The following is a 21,297-nucleotide window of genomic DNA, read 5'->3' as shown; positions in this document are numbered from 1 at the left end:
CTGGTCCAGCCGGCGCAGGAGGCGATGCGCACCTTCTTGGCCGGGTCGGCGTCGGTGCTCAGGTAGAGCTCGGCCGCGTCGTCGCCCACCACCCAGAAGGTGTAGGCCCCGCTGGTGGGGACGCAGAGGTACGCCTGCACGCGGGCCCCGTGGTTGTAGAGCGTTTGGGTGGGCGCTTCGAAGCTGGCGATGGCGCTGCTGCTGCTCGGCGTGCTGCCGGTGGGGATGTCGCTCACGGCCGTGCCGTTCACGTTGTTCCACACCTGGTACGTGGCGCTGCCCGTACCGCTGCACCCCGTGGGGGTCGGCGTGGGGGTTGGCGTCGGCGTAGTAGTAGGAGTCGTAGAGGCGTCGAAAGGCATCAGGTTAGCGCCGGGGATGGGCTCCTGGCGGGTGCCGTTGGGCAAGCGCCACGCTACCGCTAAGTAGCCCGGGCCCCAGCTCTGATGATGCAGGGCTTCGATGTAGTAGCGCGTGCCGGCCTGCAGTTGGATGGTGGCCGACTGCTGGCTGGGGTAGCGGGTGAAGTCGCGGTTGCCGCTGGTCCAGCCGGCGCAGGAGGCGATGCGCACCTTCTTGGCCGGGTCGGCGTCGGTGCTCAGGTAGAGCTCGGCCGCATCGTCGCCAACTATCGAGAAGGTATAGGCACCCGTGGCGGGGGCGCAGATGTAGCCGCGGGCCCGGGCGCCGTGGTTGTAGAGCGTCTGGGAGGGCGTTTCGAAGCTGCCCAAGGTCAAAGTGCTGTTGGGCGTGGTGCTCGTGGGGATGCTGCTCAGCAATGTGCTGTTCACGTTGTTCCACACCTCATACTGCATGCTGCCCGTAGCGCCGCAGGCAGAAGTAGTAGGAGTCGGGGTTGGGGTCGGGGTAGTTGTGGTGGGAGTAGTAGTCGGCGTAGTAGTCGCGGTGCCGAAGGGGATAAGGTTTTCGCCGGGTACGGGCACTTGGCGAGTTCCATTTGGCAGGCGCCAAGCTACTGCCAAATAACCAGCACCCCAGTTCTGCTTGTGCAGAGCCTCAACGTAGTAACGCGTACCGGCCTGCAGTTGGATGGAAATGGACATCTGGCTCTGCTGGGTGGTGAAGTCGCGGTTGCCGCTGGTCCAGCCAGCGCAAGAGGCGATGCGGACTTTCTTCGTGGGGTCGTCGCTGGTGCTCAGGAAGAGGTCAGCGGCGTCGTCGGCCGTAATCCAGAAGGTATAGGCGCCCGAAAAAGGTGCGCAGATGTAACCGCGAATACGTGCTGCGTGATTGCCCGTTGATTTAGAAGGCGTTTCGAAGCTGGTAATCGGAGCGATGCTGTTGGGGGTGGTGTTCACAGGCACGGCGCTTACGCCTGTGGCCATTATGTTGGTCCACTCCTCACGCGTCAGGCTGCCGGTACCTGGGCAGGTGCTGGCGGTGGGGGTGGTAGTAGGCGTGGTGGCCACCGGGGCGCTGCCTTCGGAGAAAAACAGGGGAGTCTCGGTCAGGGCAACGTTCTGGGCGGAGATGGTGGTGCGAGCGTTGGTGCTGGCGTGGTTCCACTCGTAGCGCTGCAAGCTGGTCAGGTTGAACGACGACGGAAAGGAGTAGGTGCCGCGGGCCGATTCCTGGTTGTCGACCAAAGCTCTGGCCCACAATACATAGGTATAGACGCCGTTTTTGCTGAAGGCAGCGCCGTTGAGGCTGCTGGGCAGGGCCAGAGCAGCGGTGCGGGCAGCATCGTAATGCCAGCCGTAGAGCAGCTTGGAGGTGGTGGCAAAAGCCTGGCCAAGCTGGGTAGACTTCTGCGAGCCGGGGGCGTCGCGCTTGAGGTTTTCGTACAAGCCCATCAGGGCCAGTTCGTCGTCGCCACTAACGGAAGTACCCACGGGCGGCGCGTTCACGGACTCACCCAACTGGTAGAAGTAGAACTGCTTAATGGCGTTTACTTGCGTCAGCACCAAGGCTTTGATGCCGAAGTTGCGCTGTCCTTCGTCAGAGGCCGTCCGATTGGCCGAAGTGCGGCGCGACACGTTGGCTTCGCTCATCAGCAGGTGCTTGGCGGGGTAGGTGCTGCCGTAGCCGTACTTAGCCATCACGTTCACCATGTCCTGGCGCTCCTTCAGCAGCTGCTGGATGGCGTAGTCAGACGTGCGGGTGTAGACGAAGTTGTTGATTGCTACGCTCCAGGAGTGGAGCGAGTAGGTGGGGTAGCTGTGGAAGCTCAGCGCGTCGAGGTAAGCACCGGCTTTGAGAGGGTACTGGGCCGAGACGGCGCCACCGTTGGGGTTGTCGGTGTAGCGCAGCAGCGCGTCCATGAACTGGGGGTAACCCACGCCGCCGGTGGTGATGTAGGCATCAGGGCGGTATTTCTTAATTACCTCGTAGCTGATGCGCAGCATGCGGATGTAGTGGAAGATAGGGGCCCGCAGGTTGGGCAACTCGTCAGGCAAGGGAGCGCGGGTCAGCCACACGTTCTTGTCGTAGACGTAGGTGAAGTCGGGCTCGTTTACTACTTCCCAGAAGCGCACTTTGTCGCCGTAAAACTGGAGTACTTTAAAGACGTAGTTGGCGTAATAGTTATTGGGGTTAACGCTGCCATCCGTGTTCCAGATGGGCTCGTACAAGTTTTTGAACAGCCGCGAGGGCTGCGTGCCGCCCGGGTAGATGGTGTTGTCACGGTGAGCTTCGGCGGGGTCTTCCAAAAAGACCGTGAGCTCTTTCATGCCATAAGTGTGCAGATACTTGTCGAAGGTGTTGGTGCGAATGCCGTAGCCAAAGTTCTCAAGAAAGCGCTCGGGTAGGGTGGGCCGAACCGAGTGTACTCCCAGGTCCTGAGAGGCCTTTGCCATCAACTCATCACTCCAATTGGTATTGTAATATCCAAAATTGACACCGTATTGAAAAGGCTCTGAATACGGGCGTACATAGTCATTTGCTGTTTGCGAAGGAGCTTGTCCATTTACGTAATAGACAGACTGGCTGACAAGTAAAAGCAGAAGTGAAAAAAGTCGTTTCAAAGGGTATTGTACTTTTGGTGAAACTTATTTATTATTGAGTGGGGTGTTGTATGGGTAGGATACAATTTCAATCAACTATCACAAAGTTACCTTCCGAATTTTAGAGCGACTAACCTAAGTGAGGAGCAAGACGAGATTATAGGGCCAGCTTTGTGAGTAAGATGATTATTTGATTAGTACTATGTTTATTATCAATGAGATAGAAAAAGCTGGGCAATACCGGCGTTTTATCCAAACCCCGAGCTGTGTCAGTATCATCTAATAGTCAAAGATTTACATCAGGATTAAGCCCGCGCTTTACATCCATTAACTTCTCTATTCCCGATATGGGAATTGGTGCGACGACCCGTAGAAAAAGTGAGGCCATAATTTTATACGTCACTTTTTTCAGGACTACACGTACGGCCGCTGTTAACCTAAATTGATTACAAAATAGAGTTAGATTCATTATATATAATGGTTGGATCCGTGCTTTCCCAATTTGGGAATAACACCCTACTGTCGAGCTGTACAAAAGCCAAGCACAACCACGTTGGTCGTTTGCACTAGCACTATTTGATTTCAATTGAGGGAATCCAGTAACGCCTTGCTAAGGCGAATGCATTGGCTTCCAATAGTTTTAGTATCAATTTTGTCATGGCTTGCTGCTAAAATTTAATACCGAAACAGATTTACATGGGTTCCCTTTTGCCAGTGAGGCAGGATAGCCAGCCGGATTTGTAGGCTCAAAACCGGAGCTTTTCCTGCTTGCTGCGTTCTGTTAGAGGAAACCTTGATTCGGGCCACCTGCTAGCCTTGGCAGAGTGGCCCAATATTATTTGCTGTGCTTATGCTGATGCTACTTCGCGATGCGCTTTTTCCCTTGATTGTGTTCCTGCACGCCGTGCTCGCAGGTGCGCCGGCCAACCACGGGCGGGGCCGGTTTGCGCACGCGGCCTATGGGGTGCGCCGGGTAGGGCGGCTGCCTCCAACGCTACGCGAAAGCTCTGGCCTAGCTCGAGCCGATTCGCTAAGCGGCCTCTGGAGCCACGGCGACGGCGGTGCTCCGGCCCTTCTTGTGCTGGTGGCGTTATCTGGCGCCCCACTGCGCACCCTCGACCTGCCGCTCTTGGTGAATACCGACTGGGAAGACTTAGCCCAGGACCGCGCCGGTAATCTCTACATCGGCGACTTTGGCAACAACCGCAACCAGCGGCAGGACCTAACCATCTACCGCCTCCGCCCGGGCGCTGGCCCGCTCGTGGCCGATACCATTGCCTTCCGCTACTCCGACCAGCACGAGTTTCCTCCCCGTCGGGGCCGCCGCAACTTCGATTGCGAAGCCTTTTTCTGGCATGCCGATACCTTGCACCTTTTCAGCAAAGACCGCAGCCTGCGCCAATGGACCAAGCACTACACCCTGCCCGCCCGCCCCGGCCACCACGTAGCCACTTTGCGCGACAGCATCCGCCTCAACCGGCCCATCACTGCTGCCGACATTAGTCCTGATGGGCACACCGTGGGCTTGCTCGCCTACGGAGGCGTGTTTTTATTTTCTACCCAGTCCGGTCGACGCCTCTTCGATGGTCCCAAAGCCTTCCGTGCGCTGCCCACCACCGGCCAAGCCGAGGGCCTGGTTTTTGTCAATGACTCCACCTTTGTGGTAAGCAACGAAAAAGGCAAGCTCTTTAGGGCCACACGGCGTTAGGCCGTGGCCAACTGCTCCACCGGCGCCGGAAAAATGAGCAGAAACGAGGTTCCCAGCCCCTCAATGGAGTTAACCTCGATAGCAATGCCGTGCAAGTCGGCAATGGTGCGCACAATGGACAGGCCCAGGCCGTAGCTGTCGGGGTCGGTGCTGCCGCCCTTGTCGAAGCGCAGAAACAGCCGTGGCAGTTGCTCCTTGGCGATGCCCAAGCCCGTGTCCCGGATTTCGAGCACGTAGCCGTTGCCCGCGGTTGCGGGCCGTCCCTTCAGGTATAACTGGCCGCCTTCGCGATTGTACTTGATGGCGTTGCTCACCAGGTTGTAGAGGAGCGTGAACAGCAGCCCGCGGTTGCAGTTCGACACTTGAAAGTCGGGTTCTACCTGGTACTTGAGGGTGAGTTGCTGCACCTCCAGGCGCTCCTGTACTTCCTCGCTCACCTCGGCCACCAGCGCAGCCAGCGACACGGTTTCGGTGCGCGGAAACTGGTCGTTCTCAATCTTCGAAATCATCAGCAGCGACTTGATGATGGTGCGCAGCCGGTGCACCGTGCGCTGCGACTCCACGATGCGCAGCAGGTTTTCGTCCGACAGGCTTTCGTCGCTCAGCATGTTGTCGAAGCGGTACTGCAGGGCCGCCAGCGGGGTCAGCAGCTCGTGCGAGGCGTCGGCAATGAACTTGCGCTCCTTGGTAAACGAGTCCTGGATGGTGGTCATCATCTCGCGCAGGCTGTCGTCGAGGTAGCGAAAGTCGGTGGTGTTGGTCAGAATGGGGTCGAAGTTGAACGCGGCCGGGTGGTGCGTGTTTTTCAGCCGCTGCCGGATGATGGTGCCCAGCGGGGCCAGCAGGTAGCGGAAAAAAGCCAGGTCGGCCAGGGTAGTGAGGGCCACGGCCACCAGTAGAATGGCAAAGGCGTAGCCGCGGAAGTTGCGCTCAGTTTCGCCGATGCTGCCCGTGCTGCGCCCAATTTCAAGCAGGTAGTACTGGTTGCCCTCGGCAAAGGAGTAGCTGAGCACGCGGTACTCCACAATCTCGTCTTCCACGGCCCGCTTGGCGTCTTCGATGAGGTCAATCTTCGGCCCGGGCGGAATTTCTTCTAGTGAAATAAACTCCTCCTTCAGCAGGTTGTAGCTGCCGTAGGAGGACTGGCCGCTTTCGATGAAGTCTGAGATGCCGTTGCGGCGAATCAGGCGTAGCACCTTTTCCTTTTTCTGCGCCAGCCGTTGGTCAGTCGAAACCAAGGCCAGCCGGCTCATCACCTGCGGCAGCACCCCCACCAGCAACAGCAGGATGGCCACCCGTGAGAGGGCGTTAAACAGCGAAAACTTGGTGCTGAGATTCAATTGTGTGGAGTGGTCTTGTTAATAGTTGTCCGTTGCAGACTAGTCGGCCAGAAGTAAGCGGAGACAAAAGCACGTCATGCTGAGCTTGTCGAAGCATCTCTACCGAACGGAACCCGAACGAAGCGGTAGAGATGCTTCGACAAGCTCAGCATGACGGCCTGATGACCCCATAAAATATTCAACTAGGAATCAAATACGCCTTCTTACAGTCGCACACGGTAGCCGAAGCCACGCACAGTTTCGAGCCATTCCACCTCGGCATACTGGCCGAGCTTTTTGCGCAGGTTTTTGATGTGGGCGTCGATGTAGTTGGAGTCGAACCCGGACTCGGGAAGGTTGCCCCAGATGTGCTCGCTCAGCTGCAGGCGCGTCAGCACGCGGTTGCGGTTGAGCACGAGGTAGCTCAGCACGTCGAATTCTTTTACCGAGAGGGTTACTTCCTTGCCCTCCTGCAGGATGCGGCGGTTTTGTAAATCAAGTTGAAACGCGCCTACCGGCACCGTGGGCTTGTGCAGCCCAAAGCGGCGGCGCGTGATGGCGTGCATGCGGGCCAGCAGCTCGGGCAGCGAAAAGGGCTTGGCCAGGTAGTCGTCGGCGCCCAGCTCCAGTCCGCTGATGCGGTCCTCCACAGCGCCCCGTGCGGTGAGGATAATGACGGCGGCGGTCAGCTCGTTTTGCTTGGCTTCGGCTAGCACGGTCAGTCCATCGCCATCGGGCAGGCCCAGGTCCAGCAGCACGAAATCGAAATTGTTGTCGGCGAGCTGCTGGCGGGCTTCGCGGGCCGTGCGGGCCGTGGTGCAGGTGAAGTTTTGCTGGTAGAGGAAGATGCCGAGCTCGCGGGCCAGGGTACGCTCGTCTTCGACGATAAGAACGGTCATGGACAGGGCGAAAAATCAGGCTATAGGTTGAGGGAGAGGCTGGTGGTGAAGTATGAGCGGGCCGTCGATACGTCGTCGGGCAGCAGGTTCACCGGCAGGGCGTAGCGCCAGGCTGCCTGCACCGACCATATGCCCAGGGAGTAGGTCACTGGCACACGCAGCTCGTAGTTGAGCACCCGGAACTGGGTAGTGGTGGTAGTGGTCGTGGTGGTCGGAGAGGTGCCCGTGCCCGCGGGGCCCCGTCCTGGCACGGGGCGCGACTGGTTGCCGCGCACTTGCTGCTGCTCGATGCTGGTTTCGGCAAAGCGCTGGGTGCCGGCCGTTACGCTCACCCGTGGCTGAATGGAGAGGTAGCCTTTCGGAGTGAGTACTTTGTCGATTTCGAAGTAGCGAGACTGGTCGAGTACCAGGAAAAAGTCGTTGGTTTCGCCGAACAGGTAGGAAGCATTCAGCCGGGAATACACATAGCCCCAATCTAGCCCCACGTACCCATCAAGGGAGTTGTTGATGCTGGACTTTACCAACGGGCTGTTTTCGGCAAACAGAAAGCGCGAGTAGCTCACCGAGGCGTCTACCTTTTTGGAAAGGTCGCCGTCCCAGCCCACCGACACGTCGGTTTCATCGATGAAGCTGCTCGTGTCGAACAAGTTGTAGCTCATTACTGAGCCCCACACCCCAACGCGGCTCTTATACGTGAGCTCGCCAGCCGCATAAGGCAGCCGGGTAGTTTGGGTGCGCCCAAAAAACGAGGAGTTGTTGCCGTAGCTGAGGGTGGCCGTGAAGCCACCGTGCCGGCTGATACTGTCAGTAGGCGCACTGGGAGTGCCGCTGGGCTGGCTGCTGCTCACTGCTTGGCCAGCAGCCGGGCCGCTAAGCCAAGCGTTGAGAAATACAATTCCCAGTAGCGGCGCGATGCCGCGTAAAAAAAACATAGTGTTTCCGGCTGTAAGGGTTATTGTCTGCGGCCCAGGCCGGCTCCGGCGGCGCGTCCGGCGCCTGATGCGGCGCCGCGGGCCCCCCGGCCGGCTTCGGAGGCCCGGCTGCCGCGGGCACTTTGCTCTGGCCGGGCACTGCGGGCACTCTGTTCCGGGCGGGCACTGCGGTCGGTCTGGTCGCCGGCCGCTACCTCGGTTGCGTCTTCGTCAACGCGCAAGGGCTTGCGCTTGCGGCCGGTCATCGGCACTGCTTTCACAGGCGGCTCGGTGGGAGCCGTTTGCGCGGGCGTTTGAGCCGGGGATGTCGGGGCGGTTTGGACCGGCTCGACAGCCAATGCCAGCTCCAGGTGCGCGTGTTGTGCCCGGGCCTGGGTGCCGCCTAACACTACCAGCAAGAAGAATAAGAAGAAGCGGAACACAATTTTCATAATAGCCAAAGGCAGGCACCTGCGGAATGCGGAAACAAATTACGGCATTTCAATTAAGGAAAAGCCGGGTTATCGGCTAACCGGGACGGCCGCGCCTCCGAGGGTATCAGAAGCACGGCCGACGGTTGGCTCAAACAGAGAGCTAGCGGCCGCGACCAGCGCTGCGCTGCTGGCCGGCACCGGCTGGACGGTTGCCACCGCGGGCGCTGCTGCGGTCGGTGCCGCGGGCCGAGCGTTCGGCACGCTCGCGACCAGCGCTGCGCTCGGCGCGGGCTCCGCGCTCCGTGCGCTGGCCCTTAGCGGCCGAGCGGCCGCCGCTGGCCAGGGTGCTGATGGCCGCGCCTTTGTCGGCGCCGGTCAGCGTGGTGCCTTGGGCCAGAGTCGAAACTGCCTGGCCATTGCCAGCCGCGGCGGCGTTGTCGCTGCGGCGGTCCTGAGCGGTGCGCTTGGCCTGGGCTTCCACCTTGCGGGCAGCCGACTGGTTGTTGGCGCCCTGGGCTGTGGCAGCAGGAGCCTGGGCCAAAGCAGCAAACGAGCAGAAGAGTGCGGCGGCGGAGAAAAGCATCTTTTTCATGGGAAGGGGTTGTTAAAATGTTGGAGAGAAGAAGATTGAGAAAGCTGTTGTCGAAGTGTTAAAGAATGATACAAACCTACCGGGCCAACATGATGCGAACATGATAAGCGGCAAGCCTGCCAGAACCAGAAAAAGCTAGGGCTTATTTGCCATAGGCCGCCAGCCAGTCGGCGGGCAGGTAACTGGGGGCCAGCTGGTATTCCTTGAGCTGCATGAAGTTGTTGAACTGGCCGGCCGTGAGCACGCGGCGCAGGGAGGCGTGGTACTGGCGGGTGAGGCTATCAAGGTGAGCTTCGGCCGGAGGGAAGCCGGCGGCCTGCCAGTCCAGCACGGTCAGCTCTTCGAGGTGCTGGTGCACGCAGTGCTGTACGGCCGGCTGCTGCCGCGCCTGCAGCCGGAGCCGGTCGGCAAAGTAGCTGGTGAGGGCGGCTGCCTGCACCCGCACGGGGTTTACTCGGGGCTCGGGCCGCTCTTGGTCGAAGGCCGCTGGCCGGGACTGGCGCGACTGAGCGGCGCAAGGTTGGATAACCAGGGCCAGGGCTGCAAGCATGATGAAAAGCTGGTTCATGGTCAGGGGATTAAGGAGCCAAAAGAATAATAGCAAACCTACCCTTGTCAGATGAAGCCAACATGATAACAGCACCTCTTTAGCAAAGAATGAGCGGAACCGCAGGCTGGTTTCCTGAGGCCGTCCGTACTGGTTACCGCTGCCACGTTCCAGTTATATTCGAGCGTACAGGTTTCGGCTAATGCTGGCTGCCTGGGCCAGTCGTGTCGGAGCTTTGAGTTTCGCTGAATTAGGTCATAAAAAAAACACCCCCAGCCGGCAGCCGGGGGTGTTTTACTATTAAAAACTAAGCAGGGCCTACTCGCGCACCAGACGGCGGGTGACGGTGCTCGCTTTGGTGGGCATCGTTGTGGTCAGTACTTCCTGGCCCAGGGCGTTGAACACCCGTAGCTGGGCCTGCTGGCAGTGGCTACCCAACTAAACGGTCACCTGGCCGTTGCGGGTGGGGCTCGCATACAGGCCTAGCGCAAAGCAGCCAGTGGCGGTAAAAAGTTGGGAGCCGAAACAGATTGATGCCTGACTTGGCCAAGCACCTGAAGAGACCTGAGCGCAGTGCCCGGGCCACTGCCTCCGTATCGGTACGGAGTAAAATCTACGTGTCTTTTACGCCAAAAACCGTGTTTATACCCTCTCTGTCGCTATGCTTCGGCCCGTTTAAGAGGTGAACCGTTCACTGCTGTATCCGCTGTATGAAACCTGCACCTGCTCTGGTTGCTGAGGACGAAAAGCCGCTCCACAATGCACCATCTTTTTGCGTGAGCCGCTCCGAACACGCCCCCACGTATTATCAACTGTCGCTGGAAGATGACAAGGGCTGCGTGGCCAACTGGGTGATTCCGCTGTCGCTTAAGAAGCTGAGCAAGCAGAGTGTCCTGCTATGGTTGCTGCCCACCACTTCCACGCCCGATTCGCTGGCCTGCGTGGAAAGCGGGCCCGTGCGGCACGTGCCCAACCGCAATGGCCAGCCCGCCAACCTCCGCCAAAAGCTAACCGAGGGCCGGCTTCAGCTCAATTTCAGCGGCCATTGGCTCAGCGGCTACCACCGGCTCCGCCGCCTGTCCGACAGCAGCGGGCAGCTCTGGCAACTCACCCCAATTAGCTAATCTCTCTTTTTAGTCTATATGAGTAACTACGCTATTGTAATTCACGGCGGCGCCGTGACCGTGAAGCCCGGCGAGCTAAGCCCTGAAGAAGAAGCCCAGCAGCGCGAAGGCCTGAGCCAGGCCTTGCAGGCCGGCTGGCAAGTGCTACATGACGGTGGCACCGCGCTCGAAGCGGTAGAAACTGCTGTGCGCAGCCTCGAAGACAACGAACACTTCAATGCCGGGCGAGGCAGCGGCCTTACCCAGCAGGGCGAGGTGGAGATGGACGCCGCCATCATGGACGGCCGCACCCTGCAGGCGGGCGCAGTAAGCGGCGTGCAGTACGTGCAAAACCCCATCAGCCTGGCCCGGGCTGTGATGGAAAAAAGCCCGCACATATGCCTCACCAATGACGGAGCCATTGAACTGGCGCTGGAACAGGGACTCCCCCTGAAAGGACCCAGTTATTTCATTACCGAAAAGAACCAGCAGAAGTGGCTGGAAATAGTGAGGGAAGAACCCATAAGCGCCATGCACGACACGGTGGGCGCTGTAGCCCTCGACAAGGACGGCAATCTGGCTGTGGCAACCAGCACAGGTGGTATCGAAGGCCAGCTAAAAGGCCGCTTGGGTGACAGTCCCGTCATCGGCGGGGGCACCTATGCCAGCAACGAAGCCTGCGCGGTATCCTGCACCGGCGATGGCGAAGTCATCATGCGCGGGGCCCTGGCCCATGAAGTGTACGCCAGGGTGAAATACGCGGGCCAGCCATTGGTTGAGGCCTGCCGGGCCGCCGTGGACCTGCGCGACGAGGACCTGAAAGGCGACAAAGGCATGATTGCCGTGGACAAGGACGGCGCCATCGCCCTGGAATTCAACAGCAACGTCATGCGCCGCGCCTTTCGGGTAGGCGAGGGCGAGCCCTACGTGGGCATCTGGAAGGATGAATAGGCACGGCTTTGCGTGAGCCATAGCCAGGCTCGGAATACGGGTAAACCGGCCCCAAATTCCGTATTTCTAGCGTCTACGGCAATATTTTCTGTCCGTAAATAAAAATGAGCTCCTCGATGCTGCGACACACAGGCGCACCGAGGAGCTGGGGAAGCTACTCGTGGACTCATTTCTTCTTCGAACATCCCCACTACCTCCACAGGCGCTCTGATGGGCTCTGCTCCCAAGAGCGTCTGTGCGCGGTAATGCCCGTGGGACCTGTATGGTCTGAACGGTTTTTTAATCACCAATCTACTTTATGACCATTCGTACCCAAACCCCCAAAGGGCTCTTGCTAGCCATTGGGGGCCGAGAAAACCGCGTTGTCCCGGGCCAAAACGGCCCCCAAAATGAAGAAGGCGTAAGGGACGAGTCGGCAGACTTTATTCTGGAGCGCTTCGTGAAAGAACTGCCAGCCAAAGGCTTGGTGGTGGTAATTCCTACTGCTTCGGAAGAACCCCTGGAGGCCGCAGAAGAATACATCAAGGTGTTCACGGCCCTGGGGGTCGACAAGGTGGAGGTGCTGGACATCCGCAACCGCATACAAGCTCATGAGGCTGAAGCTTTGGAGACTATCAGTCGGGCCGATGGCGTGATGTTCACGGGCGGCGACCAACTCAGGCTCACGGCCATTTTCGGGGGCACGCCGCTACTCAGGCGTTTGTATGAGCGCTACGTGCAGGAGCCCATCGTTATAGCCGGCACCAGCGCCGGTGCCGCGGCCATGAGCACGCCCATGATTTATCAGGGCCGCAACGATGCAGGCTTTGTGAAGGACGAAATTCACATCACCACGGGGCTGCAGCTGCTGCGAAACGTGGCCATTGACACGCACTTCGTGGCCCGCGGGCGCATCGTGCGCATGGCCCAGATTATCGCGACCAACCCCGGCTGCATCGGCTTGGGTCTGGAAGAAGACACAGCCGTGCTCGTGACCAAAGGCAGCGAGCTGGAAGTCATCGGCAACGGCCTCGTGGTGGTGGTAGACGGCCATTTTTGCACCGGCAACACCATCCACGAAGTGCGGCCCGGCGAAGTGTTTTCCATCCGGGACTTGCACGTACACCTGCTGTCGCGCGGGCAGTACTACACCCTGCCGGAGTAGCGGAAGGCCACCGTTTTTGGCTCCGTACCGTAGTGCATACTACTTACTCACCGCCGGGTATCGCCACTACGAGCAGCAGGCCAGTGTTACAATCCCATGTCTAAAACTATTATCGTTTCCAATCGTCTGCCTACCAAAGTGCAGCGCAATGCCGAGGGCCTCACTTTTCAGCCAAGCGAGGGCGGCCTGGCCACCGGGCTGGGCTCCATCTACCGGGCCGATGGCAACGTGTGGGTGGGCTGGCCCGGCTTGTTTGTAGATGACCCAGCTGAGCAGACCGAGGTATCCGAGCGCCTGAAAGCCGACAGCATGGCCCCGGTGTTTCTCACCGAAGCCGAAATCCGGGATTATTACGAAGGCTTCAGCAACTCCACGCTCTGGCCTACTTTTCACTATTTCTCCCAGTTTGCGACTTACGAAGACGCCCACTGGGCTGCCTATGTGGCCGCGAACGAGAAATTTTGCGAAGCTGTGCTGGCCCTCACTGGACCCGACGACACCATTTGGGTGCAAGACTACCAGCTGCTGCTTTTGCCCGAGATGCTGCGCAAGGCGCGTCCACAGGCCACTATTGGCTTCTTCCTGCATATTCCGTTTCCTTCCTTCGAGCTGCTGCGGGTGCTACCCTGGGGCAACGAGCTGCTGCGCGGCATGCTCGGCGCCGACCTCATCGGCTTCCATACCTACGGCTACATGCGGCACTTTCTCAGCGCCGTGACGCGCATGCTGGGCCTGCCCAACCAGAGCGGCCTGATTGAGACGCCCACACGCACGGTGCTGGTCGACGCCTTCCCCATGGGCATAGACTACGAGCGCTACGCTGAAGCCGCCAACTCGGAGGCAGCCCTGGCTCACGAGCGGACGTACCGCGAAGCCCTGCGCGACGTGCGCGTGGTGCTGTCCATTGACCGGCTCGACTACACCAAGGGCATCGCCCAGCGTCTGCGGGCCTTCGAGCAGCTGCTCATCAACCACGACGAGTGGTGCGGCAAAGTAAGCCTGCTGATGGTGGTAGTGCCCTCGCGCGACCAAGTGGCGCAGTACGCCTCCCTCAAGGAGGAAATCGACGAATTGGTGGGCCGCATCAATGCCCGGCATGGCTCCATCAGCTGGAATCCCATTCACTACTTCTACCGCTCGTTTCCTTTCGACGAGCTGGTGTCCCTTTACCGCCTGGCCGATGTAGCCTTGGTGACACCCGTGCGTGACGGCATGAACCTGGTAGCCAAGGAATACATAGCCTGCAAAACCGACCAGCGCGGCGTGCTCATCCTCAGCGAGCGGGCCGGTGCCGCAGTGGAACTCACCGACGCCCTGCTCATTAACCCCACCAATACCAACCAGCTGGTGGAGGCCCTGCACGAGGCCCTGCGCATGCCCGAAGAAGAGCAAACCACCCGCATGGCCAACCTGCAAGCCCTGGTGCAGCAGTACAACGTATTTGCCTGGACGCAGCTGTTCATGGACCGGCTGGCCTACAGCAAGATAAAGCAGCACACCCTAAGCACCGATGCCCTCGACGACGAGTCCCGGGCCCAGTTGCTGCGCGACTACCAGGCCGCGCCGCAACGCCTGCTGCTGCTCGATTACGATGGCACCCTGGCCTCGTTCCACGCCAACCCCCAGCACGCCCGCCCCGATGCCGAGCTGCTTCAGCTCCTGAGCGCCCTCTGCGACAACCCCCAAAACCAGGTCATCATCATCAGCGGCCGCGACCGGGGCACCCTGGAGAAGTGGCTGGGCCACCTGCCCCTGCATTTCATTGCCGAGCACGGTGTGTGGCTGCGCCGGGCGGGGCAAGAGTGGAGTTTGTTTCAAGAGCTGCGGGCTGGCTGGAAGCGCGAAATGCGCCCGCTACTCGACCAGTACGTGCGCCGCACGGCCGGCTCCTTTATTGAGGAAAAAGACTACTCGCTTGTCTGGCACTACCGCCGCGTCGACGCCGAGCTCGGAGCCATGCGCGCCCGCGAGCTTATGAACCACCTCACCTTCATGACCTCTAACACCGACCTGCAGGTAATGGAAGGCAACAAGGTCATCGAAATTAAAACCGCGGGCATCAACAAGGGCACGGCCGCCGCCCGCTGGCTGGCCACCGAGCATGCCGATTTCATCCTGGCCATCGGCGACGACCGCACCGACGAGGACACCTTTGCCGCCATGCCCCCTTCGGCCTACACCCTGAAGGTGGGTGGTACGCCCCGCTCGCTGGCCCGCTATGCCATCGACAGCCCGAAAGAGGTGCGCCAGCTGCTGCGCAACCTGCAGGAGGTGCAGGCGCAAGTGGGGCAGGTGTAACCCGGTTGGGTGCTTACCGCATAATTTTGCCGCGCAAGTCCCAGTGGCTGGACTTTACTTCCATGCTGCCGGGCTGCCGCTTAATGGTGCGGGTGTAGCGCTCGCCGGCAATCATGCCATCGGGGCGGCGCTTGCCAAAAAACAAGGTCACGGGCTCGCCGTGCTCGTTGGTGACGAAGGTGATGTCGTAGCCCTTGAAGACGTCGTTAATGCTGGTGGAAGGCTCGAACGTCTTGCTTAGTTTCTTGTCTAGTTCAGGGTGAAGTGGCATTCGGGTAGTAAGTAAGTACACCCGTTTTACGGTTTCCTTTCGGGCAATGGTTGGCACATTCGCTTATAATTTTTATTAGCTCAACCTTAATACAAACCAACTTGGCGACCCTGCTTGAGCCCCAAGTAGCTACTGCCATTGTTATCTGCGACCCGGTCTAGGCAAGCCGAAATTGTCACATGTAAAACGCCGACTTGCGTAGCCAGTGATTAAGCTCAGCATTATCATTATTCGGGAATAACTCGTATCCCAAATAAGTCTATTCCTTTCAATACTTACCGCTTATCTCATGAAAGTCATCTCCCCAGCCCTGCACGGCATTCTCGATTATACCATGTCCGGTGTCTTCTTGGCACTGCCTAGCGTCTTTGCATACACGGGCCCCATGGCATGGGTATGCTACGCCCTGGCAGCAGGATATCTAGTAGTATCCTTGCTTACCAATATGCCGTTTGGGCTGTTCAAATTGATTCCTTTCCCGATTCACGGTGGCTTCGAACTGGTGAGCGGGTTCGTGTTTATTGCCTCCCCCTGGCTATTCGATTTCTCTCAGGATAGTACGGCTCGCAACCTCTTCATCGGGCTGGGCGTGGTCTTCTTGGTAGTTTACTTGCTAACCGATTGGCGGCCCCAGGAAAAGCGCGATACTGAATTGGAATTAGGGTAATTCCTGGTTGCTGCTTTTGGTCTTATGTCAGCGTCATTACTACTTTTTAGTGCATTGTAATAAGCTGGAAAAAGTGGTGCCGCGGATGCTTGCCGAGGTCAAGCAAGTAGCCCGGCCTGCCGCATAAAATGCGTCCTTAGCGAGGCCGGCAGGTACGAAATGCTCAGCAGGGCCTGCACTGCCGTTGGGTCCTGCCGCACTCCGTAAAACAGGTCAATCACGTCCTGAATGGTGGTGGCGAACGGCGAGGGCTGACACAGCACCATTGCATCGCCGGCCTGCACCACCCCCGGCCGCCGCACCTGAAAATAAATGCCGCTGCGGCCCGCCGCTGCAAACCGCGGCACCATCTGCGGGTCGCCGAACCGCAGGTTGAGCTTGTAGCAGGGCTGCCGGGGCTGCACGGCGCGCAGCACGGCCGTACCGATTTCGAATTCGTCCCCCACCCGCACCTCGCTCTCCAGCAAGCCTTGCGTGGTGAGGTTCTCCCCGAAAGCCCCGGGACCCGGCAGCGTGCCGGCGGGCAGCGCGTTTTCCCAGTAGGCATAATGCTCGTGGGCGTAAGCATACACGGCCTTATCGGGGCCGCCGTGCACGCGCAAATCGGCCTGGGCATCGCCAGCCAAGTTGTGGCCCGCCAGCGCAACGGGTCCTTGCATGGGTTCCTTAAAAATGGCGGTGCGCACCACGCTGCCCTGCCACCAATGCTCCTGGGGCAAGCCTACGTTGACGGAAAGAACCTGCATAGCGGGAGGCAAAGGCATACGAATCCAGGATAGCTTCAACAACAAACGCCCCCGCGAAAGTACATGGGCTGTCTGGTTACATTTCTGGTGGCCGGAGTTCGATAAGCATTACCACACTCTTTGTGAGGCCGAAGCTGCTAAACCTTACGACTGCAGCGCATAAAATCTCACTCTGGGTAAAGTAACCTAGCGGCCGACACGTCTGCCAGAGTAACTATTCGGCGCGGGCATCGCCCTGGATTTGCCCTACTTTTTATTGCTGACTGAGGTCATGAAAGCCACTTTGTGCTGGCTTGGCACAGTCATGATTTTTGGGCGTTGCGATGTCCGTTCAATCGTAGCACCAGTCTCAATCCTCCAGTAGTGCGGACCACCTGGGTATCCCTCAAGAACGGTATACGCCTGGTGAGGCCAACAAGCACGTGGTGCAGTCGGCGGAGGCTGGGCACGTAGCGTCCATCTTGGTTTGGGCCGGAACTGATGTCGTGTAGGGGCAGTCCTTGCTCCGGCTCAGCATAGCCGTAAATACCCCCCAGCAGCGGGCATAACTGTGCCGCTCATCTTCACTGCCTCTCGCTCGTGCGGGGCGCATTGGCTGGCCGATTATGGGCCAGCTTTCCATAATGATGGTCAGCCCATCTACGCGTCTGGAACAAGGGACATTGGAGGTACTGCTGTAGGCTAGTACAAGGCAGCCATATCAGTTCTCAATCATCGGCTGTTACCTGCTGCGCAAAGATTATTTATTGCCTATGACTGTTTGAATTTAAATGAGAATTAATTAAATTTAATACATAGGGCCCAGTGTGGGCGCCTGCCCTGCGCGGCACATGAATGAGCTTTGTTCTTTGAAATAATTATTTGATTATTAATGATTTGACCGTTGAATGTTGTTTCCGGTATCCATTCTGTCAGCAAGTGTACCAGTGTATCCTGTATCATTCAAATCATTTAACCATGAAGACATTCTTTACGCGTATGGTACTGCTGGTCGGTATCTACCTAGTGGTATTACCCACCGTAATCAGTAAGCCCTTAGGGGTGCCAGGCAGTGGATTGGCTGCGGTCGCGAAAAGGGCAGGCCAGCAAGTAGCGGCCGGGCCAGTGCGGGACTTAGCACCCGCGGTGTCGACGACAGAGTTTCGCCAGGAGTGGGTGGCCCGCTACAACGCGCCGGCTTCGTTTCGGCAGGCCAGCTACGAGCTGGCCCGCGCAGTGGCGGTAGATGCGGCTGGCAACGTCTATGTGACCGGCATCTCCGCCGTGACGTCCAATTCCTTGGAGGCAGCCGACTACGTCACCATGAAGTACTCGCCCACGGGCCAGCAGCTGTGGGCGGCCCGCTACAACGGTCCGGCCAACTCCCGGGACGAGCCCAATGCCCTGGCCATGGACGCCGCCGGCAACGCCTACGTCACGGGCATCAGCACCGGTGTGGGCAGTGGTACCGACTATGCTACCGTGAAGTACTCGCCTACCGGCCAGCAGCTGTGGGTGGCCCGCTACAATGGGCCCCAGAATGGCTATGATAATGCCTGGGCGCTGGCCATTGATGCCACCGGCAACGTGTACGTCACCGGGGACTCCGACGGCGGCAGCACCTCGGGAGATTATGCCACGGTTAAGTATTCGCCGGCTGGCCAGCAACTGTGGGCCGCCCGCTACAACGGCCCAACCAATGGCGGCGATTACGCCCAGGCCTTGGCGCTTGATGCCGCCGGCCATGCCTACGTCACGGGAGTCTCGTACCGCGCCGACAACAGCACGTCTGGCGACTTTGTCACCGTCAAGTATGCGCCCACGGGCCAGCAGCTGTGGGCCGCCGTCTACAACAGTCCCAACAATGGCTATGATGAAGGCCGGGTGTTGGCCGTGGACGCGGCTGGCAATGCGTACATAACCGGTTACTCCTTCCTTAATGACGCCGCTCCCGGCGATTTCCTGACGGTTAAGTATTCGGCTGGCGGGCAGCAGCTGTGGGTGGCCCGCTACAATGCTCCGGGCAATGAATCAGACTATCCGTATGGCACCGCCGTAGACGCGGCGGGCAATGTGTACGTGACGGGTTCCTCGCAGGGCCCGGGCAGCGGCGACGACTATGCCACCGTCAAGTATTCATCGGCGGGGCAGCAGCTGTGGGTGGCTCGTTACAACGGGCCGGCCAATGGCAACGACGTAGCCCGGGGAGTGGCCGTGGATGCGAGCGGCTATGTGTACGTCACGGGCTATTCGGCGGCAGTTGGCAGTGGTACCGACTACGCCACACTGCGGTATTCGCCTCAGGGCGAACAAATCGGGCTAGACCGCTACAATGGCCCAGGCAACGCCACTGACGAGGCCCAGGCCCTTGTTGTAGACGCCGCCGGCCATGCTTACGTCACGGGCCATTCCGCTGGTGCCGGCTTCAGCAGCGGCCTGGACTTTGCTACCATTAAGTATTCTTCGGCCCTGGCTCCCTGCCAGCCCGGCGATGCCTCTCCTGTGGCCGCCGCCGACGCTTTTACAGCCCTATGCGGCCCGCTGACCATTACGCCCGCCCAACTACTGGCCAATGATTCTGACCCGCAGGGACGCCCCCTGCAGGTGGCTCGGCTGGGTACTCCCAGCCACGGCACACTCATAACCAATTCCAATGGCTCGTTCACTTACACCCCAAGCCCGGGCTTTGTAGGACAGGTTACCTTCTCATATGCAGTGCAGCAGGCCGGGCCGGTGCTGGCCTCCCCCGAAACAGGCCACTATTACGAGTTTGTGCCGGCGTCCGACATCTGCTGGACGGCAGCCAGGGCGGCAGCTTCTGCTCGTAGTTTTCACGGCATGCAGGGCTACCTCACTACTATTACCTCGGAAGACGAAAAGAACTTCTTGGCCGGCAGGGCGCAGGGGCAATACTGGTTTGGGGCGGCCGATGACGCCGTGGAAGGGGAGTGGCGCTGGAAGACCGGCCCCGAGGCCGGCCAGCTCATCTGGCGCGGCGGGCCCGCCGGCATCGGCTCGGCCTACACCCACTGGCTGCCGGGCGAGCCCAACAACTTCACGAACCAGTGGCGCCCTCAGGGCGAGGACTACGGCATGCTCCATGCAGCCTCCGGCTTGTGGAATGACTTGAATAGTTGTGGCGAAGGCAGCAGCCTGCATGGCTACGTGGTGGAATACGGGGGGCTAGAGGCCTGCACTCCCGTGCTCTTTGCGGTGGGCACGGTTACCATTACGGTGCCTGCCCCGGCCGCGGGTCCTGTGGCCAACCCCGATGCATACCGCTATAGCTGGGGACCCAAAAGCCAGCTGTTCATTAGGCCCGCCGACCTAATGCGCAATGACTTTGACCCCCTCGGCCGACCGTTGCAGGTAAACGAAATCAGCAAGCCCAGCACCGGCGACTTGTTTGCTTTCCAGGACGGCAGTGGCAACTACACGGTCAACTACGTGCCGCCTTCCCGCTTCGAGGGCACGGCCACGTTCACGTATGTGCTGGAGCTGGCTGGTTCGGTCCACGCCTTGCCAGCCACGGGCCACTACTACGAGTTTGTGAGTGCGCCCGGCATCTGCTGGTCGGCGGCTCGGGCGGCGGCTGCCGGGCGCACCTTTCAGGGCATGCAGGGCTACCTGGCTACCATCACCTCGGCAGCAGAATTAGACTACTTAAAGCGCTTCAGTGGCATCCATTGGTTCGGGGCGGCCGATGACGCCGTGGAAGGGGAGTGGCGCTGGAAAACCGGCCCCGAGGCCGGCCAGCTCATCTGGCGCGGCGGCCCGAGCGGCACCGGGTCCGCTTTCAGTAACTGGAGCCCGGGCCAACCCGATGACTACAGCAATCCCTGGCGGCCCGAAGGAGAGGACTATGGCGCGCTATACAGCGGCTCGGGCCAGTGGAATGATTTGGGCAACTGCGGCGAGGGCAGCACCGTGCAAGGCTACATTGTGGAATACGGTGGCCTGGAACCCTGCACACCGGTTCTCTTTTCGGTAGGCACCGTCACCATCACCGTGCCCGCTTCCGATTTTCCGTGGCGGTCGGCCAGTGGCTCCGAGCCAGCGGCCGGAGCAGCCATCGCGCAGCTTGAAGCTGCGCCCAATCCCAGCGACGGCCAGTTCCGGGTGTGGGTAACGGCTGGCGTCGCCGGCCCCATTCGACTGGATTTGTTTGACCTACAAGGGCGGCGCGTGCGATTGCTATTCGCGGGCACCCTCCAGACCGGTGAATCGCACGCAGTAGGAGTAGCGGCCCCTGACCTGGCGGCGGGGCTATACCTCGTGCGCCTGCAAAGCGGTGCGCAAGTGCAGCAGCTGCGGCTACACATCCAGAAATGAGGCGACTACTCGCCTCGAAAGCAGTACAAAGTTTTCCTGCCCCCTAGAATGCAATGCTTGAGTCAACATTCTGCCATTCATTTAAAGCCTTGGCAACGAAAGTGTCCAAAGTCGTGGAGCCCGGCAGGTAGCTATTAGCACAAATAGCTAAAAAGAAAAAGGCTCTCTGCGCAATGCAGAGAGCCTTTCGTGTAGTCCGTAGGGGAGTACGACTTTTTATAATATGCCATTAATACCATTTAAATAAGGTTTTTGGTATCGGAAAAAGGACATGTTGGATAGCTTTTGACTGGTGTTTGATGGAAGTGAAATGGTATTAAAATCGGGTTTAAACCCCTTTTTCGCCATATTTGATAATGTTGGATAATTATGGACTACATTCGTGAGCTGCCTAATGATGCAGTTTACCCAACACATTGAACTTTAGCTGGAA

Annotated in this window: 16 protein-coding genes; 7 read left to right on the top strand and 9 right to left on the bottom strand. The window is 59.3% G+C overall.

Going from position 1 to position 21,297, the window contains the following annotated elements:
• A partial coding sequence (locus tag ACP7AJ_RS20260) for a PA14 domain-containing protein (RefSeq protein WP_426062029.1) occupies nucleotides 1–2,816 on the bottom strand: 2,816 nt, incomplete at its 3' end.
• A 997-nt stretch (nucleotides 2,817–3,813) separates the two neighbouring features.
• Between ACP7AJ_RS20260 and ACP7AJ_RS20255 the strand changes: the two genes are divergently transcribed.
• Nucleotides 3,814–4,671, top strand: coding sequence for a hypothetical protein (locus tag ACP7AJ_RS20255; protein WP_426062028.1), 858 nt, complete (start codon nucleotides 3,814–3,816; stop codon nucleotides 4,669–4,671).
• On the opposite strand, the gene ACP7AJ_RS20250 is transcribed toward ACP7AJ_RS20255, so the two are convergent.
• The 6 genes from ACP7AJ_RS20250 to ACP7AJ_RS20225 form a co-directional block, all read right to left on the bottom strand.
• On the bottom strand, nucleotides 4,668–6,011 hold the full coding sequence (locus ACP7AJ_RS20250) for a sensor histidine kinase (protein WP_426062027.1): 1,344 nt from the start codon (nucleotides 6,009–6,011) through the stop codon (nucleotides 4,668–4,670). The genes ACP7AJ_RS20255 and ACP7AJ_RS20250 overlap by 4 nt on opposite strands.
• A gap of 203 nt (nucleotides 6,012–6,214) precedes the next feature.
• Nucleotides 6,215–6,889 carry a response regulator transcription factor gene (locus ACP7AJ_RS20245; RefSeq protein WP_426062026.1) on the bottom strand — a complete coding sequence of 225 codons (675 nt, stop codon included), beginning with the start codon at nucleotides 6,887–6,889 and terminating at the stop codon, nucleotides 6,215–6,217.
• A 20-nt stretch (nucleotides 6,890–6,909) separates the two neighbouring features.
• Nucleotides 6,910–7,821: a hypothetical protein gene (locus ACP7AJ_RS20240; RefSeq protein WP_426062025.1), complete on the bottom strand. Its 912-nt coding sequence runs from the start codon at nucleotides 7,819–7,821 to the stop codon at nucleotides 6,910–6,912.
• 20 nt (nucleotides 7,822–7,841) lie between these two features.
• Nucleotides 7,842–8,252, bottom strand: a complete 411-nt coding sequence (locus ACP7AJ_RS20235) for a hypothetical protein (RefSeq protein WP_426062024.1) — start codon at nucleotides 8,250–8,252, stop codon at nucleotides 7,842–7,844.
• A gap of 142 nt (nucleotides 8,253–8,394) precedes the next feature.
• Nucleotides 8,395–8,826 carry a hypothetical protein gene (locus tag ACP7AJ_RS20230; RefSeq protein ID WP_426062023.1) on the bottom strand — a complete coding sequence of 144 codons (432 nt, stop codon included), beginning with the start codon at nucleotides 8,824–8,826 and terminating at the stop codon, nucleotides 8,395–8,397.
• A 142-nt stretch (nucleotides 8,827–8,968) separates the two neighbouring features.
• Nucleotides 8,969–9,394 (bottom strand): hypothetical protein, encoded by a 426-nt coding sequence (locus ACP7AJ_RS20225; RefSeq protein WP_426062022.1) that lies wholly within the window; start codon nucleotides 9,392–9,394, stop codon nucleotides 8,969–8,971.
• Between the two features lie 689 nt (nucleotides 9,395–10,083).
• On the opposite strand from ACP7AJ_RS20225, the gene ACP7AJ_RS20220 reads away from it, so the two are divergent.
• The 4 genes from ACP7AJ_RS20220 (at nucleotide 10,084) to ACP7AJ_RS20205 (ending at nucleotide 14,869) form a co-directional block, all read left to right on the top strand.
• Complete coding sequence (locus ACP7AJ_RS20220; RefSeq protein ID WP_426062021.1) at nucleotides 10,084–10,497, top strand: hypothetical protein; 414 nt, start codon at nucleotides 10,084–10,086, stop codon at nucleotides 10,495–10,497.
• Between the two features lie 18 nt (nucleotides 10,498–10,515).
• Nucleotides 10,516–11,427, top strand: coding sequence for an isoaspartyl peptidase/L-asparaginase family protein (locus ACP7AJ_RS20215; protein ID WP_426062020.1), 912 nt, complete (start codon nucleotides 10,516–10,518; stop codon nucleotides 11,425–11,427).
• A 298-nt stretch (nucleotides 11,428–11,725) separates the two neighbouring features.
• Nucleotides 11,726–12,571 carry a cyanophycinase gene (locus tag ACP7AJ_RS20210; protein WP_426062019.1) on the top strand — a complete coding sequence of 282 codons (846 nt, stop codon included), beginning with the start codon at nucleotides 11,726–11,728 and terminating at the stop codon, nucleotides 12,569–12,571.
• Nucleotides 12,572–12,667: 96 nt separating this feature from the next.
• On the top strand, nucleotides 12,668–14,869 hold the full coding sequence (locus tag ACP7AJ_RS20205; protein ID WP_426062018.1) for a bifunctional alpha,alpha-trehalose-phosphate synthase (UDP-forming)/trehalose-phosphatase: 2,202 nt from the start codon (nucleotides 12,668–12,670) through the stop codon (nucleotides 14,867–14,869).
• A 13-nt stretch (nucleotides 14,870–14,882) separates the two neighbouring features.
• On the opposite strand, the gene ACP7AJ_RS20200 is transcribed toward ACP7AJ_RS20205, so the two are convergent.
• Complete coding sequence (locus ACP7AJ_RS20200; RefSeq protein ID WP_426062017.1) at nucleotides 14,883–15,140, bottom strand: hypothetical protein; 258 nt, start codon at nucleotides 15,138–15,140, stop codon at nucleotides 14,883–14,885.
• A 289-nt stretch (nucleotides 15,141–15,429) separates the two neighbouring features.
• Here ACP7AJ_RS20200 and ACP7AJ_RS20195 point away from each other — a divergent pair, with 289 nt between their 5' ends.
• Nucleotides 15,430–15,807, top strand: coding sequence for an SPW repeat domain-containing protein (locus ACP7AJ_RS20195; protein WP_426062016.1), 378 nt, complete (start codon nucleotides 15,430–15,432; stop codon nucleotides 15,805–15,807).
• A gap of 98 nt (nucleotides 15,808–15,905) precedes the next feature.
• Here the strand turns inward: ACP7AJ_RS20195 and ACP7AJ_RS20190 are convergent, their stop codons facing one another.
• On the bottom strand, nucleotides 15,906–16,571 hold the full coding sequence (locus tag ACP7AJ_RS20190; RefSeq protein ID WP_426062015.1) for an MOSC domain-containing protein: 666 nt from the start codon (nucleotides 16,569–16,571) through the stop codon (nucleotides 15,906–15,908).
• Between the two features lie 939 nt (nucleotides 16,572–17,510).
• On the opposite strand from ACP7AJ_RS20190, the gene ACP7AJ_RS20185 reads away from it, so the two are divergent.
• Nucleotides 17,511–20,864: an SBBP repeat-containing protein gene (locus tag ACP7AJ_RS20185; RefSeq protein ID WP_426062014.1), complete on the top strand. Its 3,354-nt coding sequence runs from the start codon at nucleotides 17,511–17,513 to the stop codon at nucleotides 20,862–20,864.
• Nucleotides 20,865–21,297: the final 433 nt, after the last annotated feature.

It is taken from the genome of Hymenobacter sp. B1770, from assembly GCF_049896385.1.
Classification (GTDB): domain Bacteria; phylum Bacteroidota; class Bacteroidia; order Cytophagales; family Hymenobacteraceae; genus Hymenobacter.
This window is presented reverse-complemented; position numbering and strand designations above follow the sequence as displayed.